10 protein-coding genes are annotated in these 10,177 nt (G+C 69.2%); 5 read left to right on the top strand and 5 right to left on the bottom strand.

Annotation, left to right across the window (positions count from 1 at the left end; all coding sequences use genetic code 11):
• Positions 1-8 precede the first annotated feature (8 nt).
• On the bottom strand, positions 9-1,181 hold the full coding sequence (locus tag AC1ROW_RS10190) for an LLM class flavin-dependent oxidoreductase (RefSeq protein WP_493018772.1): 1,173 nt from the start codon (positions 1,179-1,181) through the stop codon (positions 9-11).
• A 157-nt stretch (positions 1,182-1,338) separates the two neighbouring features.
• Between AC1ROW_RS10190 and AC1ROW_RS10185 the strand changes: the two genes are divergently transcribed.
• Positions 1,339-1,686 carry a rhodanese-like domain-containing protein gene (locus tag AC1ROW_RS10185; RefSeq protein ID WP_493018771.1) on the top strand — a complete coding sequence of 116 codons (348 nt, stop codon included), beginning with the start codon at positions 1,339-1,341 and terminating at the stop codon, positions 1,684-1,686.
• A gap of 27 nt (positions 1,687-1,713) precedes the next feature.
• Here AC1ROW_RS10185 and AC1ROW_RS10180 read toward each other — a convergent pair whose 3' ends face one another.
• Positions 1,714-3,039, bottom strand: coding sequence for a M20/M25/M40 family metallo-hydrolase (locus AC1ROW_RS10180; RefSeq protein WP_493018770.1), 1,326 nt, complete (start codon positions 3,037-3,039; stop codon positions 1,714-1,716).
• 160 nt (positions 3,040-3,199) lie between these two features.
• On the opposite strand from AC1ROW_RS10180, the gene AC1ROW_RS10175 reads away from it, so the two are divergent.
• Positions 3,200-3,766, top strand: coding sequence for a flavin reductase family protein (locus AC1ROW_RS10175; protein ID WP_493018769.1), 567 nt, complete (start codon positions 3,200-3,202; stop codon positions 3,764-3,766).
• A 10-nt stretch (positions 3,767-3,776) separates the two neighbouring features.
• Here the strand turns inward: AC1ROW_RS10175 and AC1ROW_RS10170 are convergent, their stop codons facing one another.
• Positions 3,777-4,652, bottom strand: a complete 876-nt coding sequence (locus AC1ROW_RS10170; protein WP_493018768.1) for a PhzF family phenazine biosynthesis protein — start codon at positions 4,650-4,652, stop codon at positions 3,777-3,779.
• Between the two features lie 26 nt (positions 4,653-4,678).
• Complete coding sequence (locus tag AC1ROW_RS10165) at positions 4,679-5,254, bottom strand: TetR/AcrR family transcriptional regulator (protein WP_493018767.1); 576 nt, start codon at positions 5,252-5,254, stop codon at positions 4,679-4,681.
• Positions 5,255-5,391: 137 nt separating this feature from the next.
• On the opposite strand from AC1ROW_RS10165, the gene AC1ROW_RS10160 reads away from it, so the two are divergent.
• Complete coding sequence (locus tag AC1ROW_RS10160) at positions 5,392-6,540, top strand: epoxide hydrolase family protein (protein WP_493018766.1); 1,149 nt, start codon at positions 5,392-5,394, stop codon at positions 6,538-6,540.
• A gap of 15 nt (positions 6,541-6,555) precedes the next feature.
• On the opposite strand, the gene AC1ROW_RS10155 is transcribed toward AC1ROW_RS10160, so the two are convergent.
• On the bottom strand, positions 6,556-7,578 hold the full coding sequence (locus tag AC1ROW_RS10155) for a LacI family DNA-binding transcriptional regulator (protein WP_493018765.1): 1,023 nt from the start codon (positions 7,576-7,578) through the stop codon (positions 6,556-6,558).
• A 192-nt stretch (positions 7,579-7,770) separates the two neighbouring features.
• On the opposite strand from AC1ROW_RS10155, the gene AC1ROW_RS10150 reads away from it, so the two are divergent.
• Complete coding sequence (locus AC1ROW_RS10150; RefSeq protein ID WP_493018764.1) at positions 7,771-9,081, top strand: ABC transporter substrate-binding protein; 1,311 nt, start codon at positions 7,771-7,773, stop codon at positions 9,079-9,081.
• Positions 9,082-9,144: 63 nt separating this feature from the next.
• Complete coding sequence (locus AC1ROW_RS10145; RefSeq protein WP_493018763.1) at positions 9,145-10,086, top strand: carbohydrate ABC transporter permease; 942 nt, start codon at positions 9,145-9,147, stop codon at positions 10,084-10,086.
• Positions 10,087-10,177 lie beyond the last annotated feature (91 nt).

Below are 10,177 nucleotides of genomic sequence, written 5' to 3'. Positions count from 1 at the left end.
TCCTGCTTTCAGGCGGCGTAACGGTTGACGGGGCGGCCGAGATCGAGCCGGTCGCGGAGCGTGCCGGCCCGGGGTTTGGCGGGCAGAAGGCCTCGGCGCCGCAGCTCGGGGACCAGCTGCTCGCCGATGGCGGGCAGGTCCACGTGGGCGGAGGCCGGTCGCAGCCGCACGCCTTCGATGCCGTCGGCCTGCAATGCCTCGATCCGATCCGCGAGCTCGGCGGCGGTGGCCGCGACGATGGCGGCGTCGCTGCGGTACTCCTCGCCGTCGAGGGCGTCCCACGCCTCCAGGCGTGAGCGAGCGGCGGCGGCCGACGGTCCGAGGGCGACGACGAGGTCGGCGACGATGCGCAGCGGCTCCGGCTCGGCCCTGTCCGCCGCCTCGATGGCGCGCACGGTCTCGACGATGCGGGCGGCGTCGGCGTCCTCGATCGGGGTGACGAAGACGACGTCGGCGGTACGCGCCGCCAGCCGATAGGGGATCTCCGCATGGGCCAGCGCCGTCACCAACGGTTGGCCCTGTGGCGGGCGCGGCGTGATGGACGGGCCCGCCACGCTGAATGCGCTGCCGGTGAAGTGGACGTGATGCAGCTTGTCGCGGTCGAGGAACCGGCCGGTGGCCGTATCGCGGATGACCGCGTCGTCCTCCCAGCTGTCCCAGAGCTGTCGCACCACGGTGACGAACTCGGCCGCTTCGTCGAAGACGCGCGCCAGCTGTTCGAGTCCTTCCGGCGTGGAGAGCAGCTCGGGGCCGAACGAGAGGGCGTCGCGCCTCCCGAAGTTCGCGGTCTCCCCTGGCCTGGTCGCCTGGACCTTCCAGCCCGCGCGGCCTTCGCTCGTGTAGTCGAGCGTGGCCAGCTGCGTCGAGGTGTGGAACGGCTCCGTCTCCAGCACGCTCGTCGTCGGGACCAGCCCGATCCGCTCCGTCCGCCGTGCGACGAAGTTCGCGATCTGGACCGCGTCCAGCCGGCCGTGCAGGCGACCGGGCCGCTCCGGCGAAGGGACGCTCAGCGCATCCTCGAACGTGACGAAGTCGGCGCCTGCCGCCTCCGCGCGCCGGACCTGCTCGACCCAGTACTGCGCCTGGAACGCGGTCGACTGTTCGATTCCCGCGTCGCGCCACGCGGCGGGGTGCCAGCCGGCCCCGTCCAGCGCGACCGCGAGGATCAGGTTCTCGCTCATGGTCTCTCCCTCCCCACCTGGGTGGTTCTCGTCTCGTGCGGGGCAGACTCGCAGACTGCGTCGGTCGCGCAGAAGCGCGTGCGTCACGAACCGTCAAGTCCGCAACGTGGCGTAACCGGGACTTGCCCGCGGCGGCCGGAGGCGGTGGATTCGTCTCATGACCGACAACCGTGAACCCGCCCTCATCTCCGCCACCGATGCCGCCGAGCGCGTGGCAGGCGGAGCCCGCCTCATCGACGTGCGCAGCGAGAAGGGCCGTTCGGCGGCCGGTGTGCTTCCCGGCGCCGACATCGTCGACCGCGAACAGCTGGAGGCGGCCTTCGCCGGCGCAGCCAAGGATCAGCCCGTCGTGGTCGTGTGCGGCTCCGTGAACGGTTCGGGACCGGTGGCGGAGTGGCTGGTCGGCAACGGCTTCATCGATGTCGCCCACGTCGACGGGGGTTTCCCGGCCTGGAATGACAGCGGCCTCCCCGTGGGCGAGCCGACGGCGACGCCGGAGGACTGACCGGCCTCCGCGTCTCGTCACTCCGGTTCACGCCTCGCGGAGGATGCGCGCGGTCACCCGGGCGCAGAAGGCCAGAGCGTCGACGGGGACCCGTTCGTCGACCGCATGGAAGTGCCCGAACGCGTCGAAGTCGGCGTCTGCGCGCAACGGTGTGAACCCGTACCCGGCGATGCCGGCGGATGCCAGATGCTTGTTGTCGGTGCTCGCCGGCATCAGATAGGGCACGACGACGCCGAGCTCGTCCTCTGCGGCGATCGCCGCCGCCATGACGTCCAGGAGCGGGCCGGACGACGGCGCCTCGATGGGATGAATCCAGCGGTCCCATTCGATGTCGATGCCGGGTTCGAGCAGAGCCTCCACCTCGTGGCGGAGGGCGTCCTCCTGTCCGGGCAGCACCCGCACGTCGAACTCCGCGCGGGCCTCACCCGGGATCACATTGGACTTGTAGCCGCCCTGGATGATCGTCGGCGAGACCGTGTTGCGCAGCGCCGCCGCGACCAGCGGGCCGGCCGTCCCGAGCGGTTCCGGAGGCCGGTCGATGGTGCTGAGGTCGACGCGCTCGCCGAGCAGCGCCGTCGCGCGTTCGGCGAACGCCTCGACCGCCGGCGTCGGGATGATCGGGAAGGTGTGCGATCCGATCGCGTCGACCGCCCGGGCGATCCGCGTGACGGCGTTGTCCGCGGTCGGGCGGGAGCCGTGGCCGGCCGTGCCGCGGGCCGTCAGCACCAGCCGGCCGATGCCCTTCTCGGCCGTGGCGACGAGGTACGCGCGCTGCGCGCCGAGCGGCACGGAGAAGCCGCCGACCTCGCTGATCGCCTCGGTGACGCCGTCGAACCAGTGCGGCCGGTGCCGGAGCAGCCAGCGCACGCCGAACACGCCGCCCGCCTCCTCGTCGGCGAAGAACGCGAACACCAGATCGCGGCGCGGGCGCGTGCCCGAGCGCGCGAAGTGGCGTGCGATCGCGACGAGCACCCCGGCGAAGCCTTTCATGTCGAGAGCGCCGCGACCGTAGAGGAAGCCGTCGTGGAGCTCGCCGGCGAACGGCGGGTACGTCCAGTCCTCGGCGGCAGCGGGAACGACGTCGAGATGCGCGTGCACGAGCAGCGCTCCCCGGTCGGGGTCGCTGCCGCGCAGCCGGGCGAGCACGTTGCCGCGGCCGGGAGCGGATTCCGCGTACTTGGTCTCGTACCCGACCTCCGCGAGCAGCGACCGCAGGTACCTGGCGGCTCGAGCTTCGCCGTCCCCGATCGTTCCCGGGTCGCCCGTGTTGACGCTGGGGATCCGGATCAGCTCGTGCGCGAACCGCAGCGTCTCGTCGTGGAGCGTGGAGAGGTCGTGGAGCGTGGAGGTCATGTCCCCCATGCTGGTTCGCCCACCGTCGCGGCGGAAGCGTGGATGACGATTGCTTACCGTCACCCGGACACTCGGGACGTAAACCGGCGTAACGCGAGGGTGCGCCGGTCGCGGGCGTGGAACACGATGAACCTCAGCTCAACCACACCGGGAGGACACCGTGACCGAGACGCAGACCCTGCGCGAAGAACGCGCCGACGAAGGCCACGACGCGCGCCGCTTCCCGGTGGGGCTCACCCCCGACCAGTTCAAGCTCGCGTTCCGCAACCACGCGGCCGGAGTCGCGGTCATCACCGCCGACTCCGGTGACGGGCCGGTCGGGCTCACTGCGTCGAGCGTGTTCTCGGTCAGCGCCGAGCCGCCGCTGCTGGTGTTCTCGATCTCGGCGCAGTCCTCCAGCGCGCCGACGATCCTGAAGGCCGAGCACGTGGTGGTGCACCTGCTGGCCGATGAGCAGCTCGACCTCGCGCAGCTGTGCGCGACCAGTGGAGTCGACCGGTTCGCGGATACGAGCATCTGGACTCGGCTGATCACCGGCGAGCCGTACTTCCCCGCCGCCCATTCCTGGATCCGCGGCCGCGTCGTGGACACGATGAGCGCGGGCAAGTCCACGATCGTCGCCGTCCACGCGCTGCAGGCGCAGCTTCCCGAGGTCGAGGCGGCGCCGCTGGTCTACCACAACCGCACCTGGCATCGACTCGACGAGGGCTCTCGACTGGAGGCCTGACGCCCGCGGCTCAGAGCGCGAGGACTCCCGAGCCGGTGACCAGGCCGGTCCCGCTGATCGTCACGCGTTCGTCGTCGACCACGACCGTGATTCCGCTCGGCCGGCCGAGGAACCGGCCCTGCTCGATGACGATCGGCGCGCGCGCCGCAGCGTCGCCGTCGCGAACCAGCCGCGCGGCCAGCGGTCCGGCAGCCGTCCCGGTGGCCGCGTCCTCGGCGATTCCGACCGTCGGGTTGAAGAAACGCGCGTACGCCAGGGCTGCGCTGCCGGGCGGCACGGCGGTCGTATACACGTAGCAGCCCTCGGCTCCCGCGTCGGCGAGCACAGCCTTCAGGGCCGAAGGATCCGGTCGCACCGCGTCCACCGCCTCCGCGGACACCAGCGGAACGAGGAGGTGGGCGGCGCCCGTGGATCCGACCTCGGGGACGCCCGCGACCGCGTCCTCAGCCACGCCGAGCGCGCAAGCCAACGGTCCATGCTCTGTCAGCCGCCGGGCGAACTCGGCCGCCGACTGATCCATCGACACCCGCGCCCTGCCGTCGCCGTCCCTGCTCACCCGCACGGACAGAAGCTCGTCTCCGATCTGCTGGGCGAACTCCTCGCCCGCTCCGAGCCGTCCGGACCCGGCGAGCCACAGCCAGGCTCCCATCGCGTTGTGCCCCGCGCCGAACACCTCGACGCCGTCCGGTGTGAAGGACCGCAGCCGGACATCCGCCCCGCGCTCGTTCGGCTCGACGAGGAACGACGTCTCCGACTGGTTGAATTCGCGGGCGATCGCTCGCATCGTCGCTTCGTCGAGGGCGTCGGCATCCGGGACGAGGGACAGCGGGTTGCCGGTCAACGGCCGGTCGGCGAACACATCGACCCAGAAGAACGGGACATCCATAGGAAGATCCTCCGCCCGCTTAGGTCTCACTGCTCGGTCGCCGCTCCGGCAAGCTCCTTCGCACGCGATTCGGCGACGCCCAGGGTGAGCAGACTCGTGATGGTGGCGGCGCGGACATCGAGGGCTCCGTCCGTCCTGTGGGCGTCGGCGATGGTGAACACTGTCGCGTACCCGACCTGGCCGAGAAGCAGCGCGGGAAGGTGCCGGCCGAAGCCCCCGGCCGCCTGGCCCCTGGTCACGAGACCGGCGAGGACGTCGTCGACCGTCCCCAGCAGCGCGTGGATCTCATCGCCCTGCCCGCCTCGGCGGAAGGCGAGCAGGACGCGATAGCGGTGCGCGAGCGGCCACACGCGTGCGACGAACGTCGCCCAGACCGCGTCGGCGGGCACCTCGTCCGAATCGACCTCCCGGAGCACAGCCGTGATCTCGTCGACCGCGCGCTCCGCCAGGGTGCGGATGAGGTCGCTCCGTGCCGGGAAGTGGCCGTAGACCGTCCGGCGCACCACCCCGGCGGCGGTCGCGATGTCGCCCATCCCGGCGTCGGGATTCTCGCCCAGCACCTCGCGGGCGACCTCCAGAATCCGGTTCCGCGTCTCTTCCATGGCCCGCGCCCGGGCGGAATCTGCTTGCACGCTTCATCATTGCACAGCCGTGTGCAGTGAGGTAGTGTGGTCACCATTCGTTGCACACATCTGTGCAGCGAACCTGGCTCAGACATTCCGAAAGGGCGCGTATCACCATGACGACCTCCACGCGGCTCCAGCCTTTCCTCGCCTCGGTCCCCGACGCGGACATCGAGGACCTGAAGGCCCGGTTGGCGCGAACCCGCTGGCCCGATCCCGAGACCGTCCCCGACTGGTCGCAGGGCGTCCGCCTGAGCCACGCCAAGATCCTCGTCGAGCACTGGCGTCACGAGTACGACTGGCGCCGGTTCGAAGCCGAGCTCAACCGTCACCCGCAGTACCTCACCGAGATCGACGGGCTCCCGATCCACTTCATCCACGTCACCTCATCGAACCCGGGTGCGATGCCGCTGATACTGACGCACGGCTGGCCGAGCTCGATCATCGACTTCCTCAAGTTGATCGGCCCGCTCACCGACCCTGTGGCGCACGGCGGGAGGGTCGAGGACTCCTTCGACGTCGTCATTCCGTCGCTTCCCGGGTTCGGGTTCTCCGGCAAGCCGACTGCGCCGGGATGGAACGTCGAGCGGATCGCCGCGGCGTGGGCGGAACTCATGCGGCGACTCGGCTACACGCGGTGGGCTGCGCACGGCGGGGACTGGGGCTCGGTGGTGACCACCGCGCTGGGCGCCATGCGGCCTGATGGGTTACTCGGCGTCCACCTGAACACGCCCTACGCGTTCCCGGCGACCATCCCGGACGCGCTGAATCGGGCGGAGCGGCACGCCGTCGACACGCTCGCCCTCTACAGCGGTCCGCTCGGCGGGTCGAACCACCTCCAGGGCACCAGGCCGCAGACCCCGGGCTTCGCCCTGGCGGACTCCCCGGCCGGGCAGGCGGCCTGGATCTACGAGAAGTTCCAGTCGAAGACCGACAACCACGGCCTCGCCGAGGATGCGATCGACCTGAACGACATCCTGGACACCATCTCGCTCTACTGGTTCACCAACACGGCAGCCTCCTCCGCCCGCATCTACTGGGAGAACCGGACGGCGACGATGGCCGGCCCGAAGCTGACGCTGCCGGTCGCGGTGACGGTCTTCCCACGCGACATCCCGCTCCTGCCCCGGACGTGGATCGAGGAGGCGTATGCCGACCTCATCCACTACGACGAAGCCGGCAGCGGCGGTCATTTCGCCGCCCTCGAGCAGTCGGAATACCTGACCGAGCAGCTCCGGACCGGGCTGCGGGGCCTCCGGGTCTGAACTCGGACGGAAGCGTCAGCTGACGGCCGTGGACTGTCGTTGGATGAGACGACTGGGCACCCGTTCGATTCCGCCGGCGATCGGGTCGCCGTCGATGGCGGCGAGGAGTCGGGTTGCGGCGACGTGGCCTAACTCGGACAGCTGCAGATCCACGGTGGTCAGTGGGGGTCGGGCCGCAGTGACCATGACGTCCCAGTTGTCGACGCCGACGATGCCGACCTGGCGGGGGACGTCGATCCCGTTCTCGCGCAAGCCGTCGCCGAGTCCCCGAGCGATCTGGTCGCTGGCGCAGAAAACCCCGTCGAACTCCGTGCCGGAACGCAGGAGGCGAAGCGCCGCCTCGCGGCCCCACTCTTCGCTCCACTCGCCGAACAGCGCGCCGTTGCCGGCGAGGGTCTCCCCTGCCTGTGCGAGCGCGCGCTCGACGCCGGCGAGCCTGTGCTGGACGGCGACGTGGTGCGGGGGGCCGGTCACGTGCGCGATCCGTCTGCGGCCCGTGTCCAGAAGGTGCTGAACAGCCTGAGCGGCGCCGTCCTCGTCGTCATGCAGGATCGACAGGTCGCGCGGATCGTCCGACTCGACGAGCGCATAGACCACTGGGACGGGGAAGTCGTGCCCGAGCGACGGGCGCCTGTCGCTGGAACGCCCGGTGATGATGATGCCGTCGACCCGGCGTGCGAGCAGGACGCGGAGGTAGTGCTGCTCCCGGATGGGGTCCCCTCTGCTCTCGCACAGCAGCATGGACATCTGACCGGCGCCGAGCGCATCCTCCGCTCCGGTGAGCAGGGGGATGGTGAAGCGGCCGATGCTGTCGGTGGTCAGGACGCCCACGATGTACGTCCGGCCGGACAGGAGGCCGCGCGCCATGAGGTTGGGCTGGAAGCCCAGTTCCTCCGCCGCTGCCAGCACCCGCTCGCGCGTGGCCTGTCGCAGGTCGCCCCGGCCGTTCAACGCCTTCGAGACCGTGCCGGGCGAGACCCCGGCCAGGGAAGCGACGTCGGCGACGGTCGGGTTCTTCCTCGGCGCTGCCGACTGCATGTGACTCCATTCCGTGAGGCTGGGAAGCAACGCTACACATTCGGAAACATTTCCGCAAGCGCGTCCCAAAATTGTCCTTGACATCGATGCAAACGGCTCAATAGCCTCTAGGAAATCGTTAGCCGAGTTTTCCGAACGAACTCGTCGCGACAGTTATGAGGCGAAGCACCCTTCTTTCAAAGGAGAAATGAAATGGCATCACGTGTCCATCGCACGCCGCTGCGGGCAGCGCGCGTCGCAGGCATCGCAGCGACCGTGGCCGTGGCCGCCGTCGTGCTCGCGGGCTGCTCCCAAGGCGCACCGGCGCAGTCCGCCGGCACGCCCGATGATGGGACGACGCTCACCATGTGGGCCCGCGACGCCAACGGCAACATCGCGCAGACGCTGGTGAACGAGTACAACAAGACGCACAAGAACAAGGTCAAGCTCACGGTGATCCCCACCAACAGCTACCAGACGAAGGTAGGCGCGGCAGCCGGATCCAACGGCCTCCCGGACATCCTCGCAGCGGACGTCGTCTACTCGCCCAACTACGTCAAGCAGGGGCTCTTCAAGGACATCACCTCGCAGGTCAAGGGGCTCCCGTTCTACGGGCAGCTCTCGCACGCCCACACGGACGCGGCCAGCAAGGACGGGAAGATCTACGGCACTCCCTTGGTGGTCGACTCGTCGCTCATCATGTACAACAAGGACCTCTTCGCCAAGGCCGGGCTGGACCCTGCGCAGGGGCCGAGGAACTTCACCGACATCTACAACGACGCGAAAGCCATCCGCGACAAGGTGGGCGGCGACACGTACGGCTTCTATTTCGCCGGCAACTGCGCCGGCTGCAACGCGTACACGATGATGCCGTACCTGTCCGCCGCCGGTAAGGCGCCCTTCATCGACGATGGCAAGAAGGCGCAGATCGACACCGCACCGATGAAGGCCACGCTCGACCTCTACAAGAAGCTCTTCGATGAAGGCGTCGTCCCGGCGAGCGCGAAGTCCGACGACGGCACCAACTGGACGAAGCTGTTCGACGCCGGAAAGATCGGGATCATCCCGATCGGGAACTTCAACTTCACGCCTGCCGAGCAGGCGAAGATCAACTATGGCGAGGCCGGCCTCCCGGCCCCGGACGGGTCCAAGACCTCCGCGTTCATCGGCGGCGACGTCGCCGGGATCAGCAAGAATTCCACGCACACGGCCCAGGCCTGGGACTTCCTCCAGTGGACCCTCGGCGAGGACGCGCAGGTCAACGTGCTCGCAAAGGCGGGCAACCTCCCGTCGCGTGTCGACCTGGCCGACAACACGTACAGCTCGAAGAACCCGGCCGTCGTCGCCGCGATCAAGGGCGAAGCGACCGGCTATACGCCCTCCTCGACGGCGTACGGGTCGCTCGTGAACGACGCGACCGGTCCGTGGCTGAAGGGGATCCGCGACTACGTCTTCAACGGCGACGGCAACGCCCTGACCACCGCGCAGAAGTCGTTCGACACGGGCCTCGCCCAAGCTCAGTAGCCACACCGTGTGCGCGCGGCTCGCCGCGCGCACACGGTCGCGCAACCGGATCGGAGTTTCACCATGATCGCAACATCCTCGGAGGAGATCCGGGCGAAGGCGCCCTCCGCCGCGTCCCGGAGGCGCAGGTCGACCCTCACCTCCCGCGCGGGACTGGGCATGCTGTTCGTGGCCCCCCTGGCCGTCATCGTCGTCGTGCTCTTCCTCATCCCGCTGGGCGTCCTGATCTTCATGTCGTTCCAGAACTGGCCGCTGCTCGGCGGCCCGACCCCGAACGGCATCGCGAACTACCAAGCGATCCCCGAGAACACCCTCTTCACCGGCGCGATCACGTTCACGCTCCTCTACACGGTGCTCGCGACCGTCGTGATCTTCGGCGTCTCCTTCGTCCTCGTGGCGGTCTCGAACTCGCGCCGCCGAGGCGCGCGGTTCTATCGCACCGCGTTCTTCCTGCCGTACGTGGTGGGCACCGCGTCCGCGGCACTGATCTGGTTCGCCGCGGTCAACGACCAGAACGGCATCGCCAACACCGTCCTTCAGGCGCTCGGCTTCGGCAAGGGGCCGTGGGGGTTCCTGGACACCCCGGGCCAGGCGCTCTTCACCACGCTCACGCTCGTGGTGTGGAAGTTCATCGGCTTCCAGGTGATCGTGCTGCTCGTCGGCCTGCAGGCAGTGCCCGCGGAGCTCTACGAGGCGGCGCGAATGGACGGCGCGTCGACCCTCCAGCGCCTCCGCTACATCACGCTGCCCTACCTCCGCCCGACGCTCGCACTTCTGCTGATCCTCTCGATCACCGGATCTCTGCTGGCATTCGATCAGTTCCAGGTGCTCACCCACGGCGGCCCGGACAACAGCACCATCACGCTCGTGATGGCGATCTACGACACGGCGTTCGCGAAGTTCGACCTCGGCAAGGCGGCGGCCCTCTCGATCATCCTTCTGATCGCCTTGGTGATCCTGAACGGCATCCAGCTCATGTTCCTGCGCGGAAAGGACGACAAGTGACGACAACTCCTTCTCTACCGGCGCGTTCCCGGAATCGCCCGAGACGCATCGTCGCCGGCGGTTCCTATCACCTCTTCAGCGGGATCCTCGC

It is taken from the genome of Leifsonia sp. GW821-FHT13C09 (assembly GCF_058806435.1).
The sequence above is the reverse complement of the archived record's forward strand: the minus strand, read 5'-3'. Positions and strand labels throughout refer to the sequence as shown.

Bases quoted from the DNA above. Each gene is read 5' to 3' on its own strand.
- AC1ROW_RS10165 (WP_493018767.1), bottom strand. From the start codon at position 5,254: ATGGAAGAGACGCGGAACCGGATTCTGGAGGTCGCCCGCGAGGTGCTG.
- AC1ROW_RS10180 (WP_493018770.1), bottom strand. From the start codon at position 3,039: ATGACCTCCACGCTCCACGACCTCTCCACGCTCCACGACGAGACGCTG.
- AC1ROW_RS10145 (WP_493018763.1), top strand. From the start codon at position 9,145: ATGATCGCAACATCCTCGGAGGAGATCCGGGCGAAGGCGCCCTCCGCC.
- AC1ROW_RS10155 (WP_493018765.1), bottom strand. From the start codon at position 7,578: ATGCAGTCGGCAGCGCCGAGGAAGAACCCGACCGTCGCCGACGTCGCT.
- AC1ROW_RS10185 (WP_493018771.1), top strand. From the start codon at position 1,339: ATGACCGACAACCGTGAACCCGCCCTCATCTCCGCCACCGATGCCGCC.
- AC1ROW_RS10160 (WP_493018766.1), top strand. From the start codon at position 5,392: ATGACGACCTCCACGCGGCTCCAGCCTTTCCTCGCCTCGGTCCCCGAC.
- AC1ROW_RS10170 (WP_493018768.1), bottom strand. From the start codon at position 4,652: ATGGATGTCCCGTTCTTCTGGGTCGATGTGTTCGCCGACCGGCCGTTG.
- AC1ROW_RS10150 (WP_493018764.1), top strand. From the start codon at position 7,771: ATGGCATCACGTGTCCATCGCACGCCGCTGCGGGCAGCGCGCGTCGCA.
- AC1ROW_RS10190 (WP_493018772.1), bottom strand. From the start codon at position 1,181: ATGAGCGAGAACCTGATCCTCGCGGTCGCGCTGGACGGGGCCGGCTGG.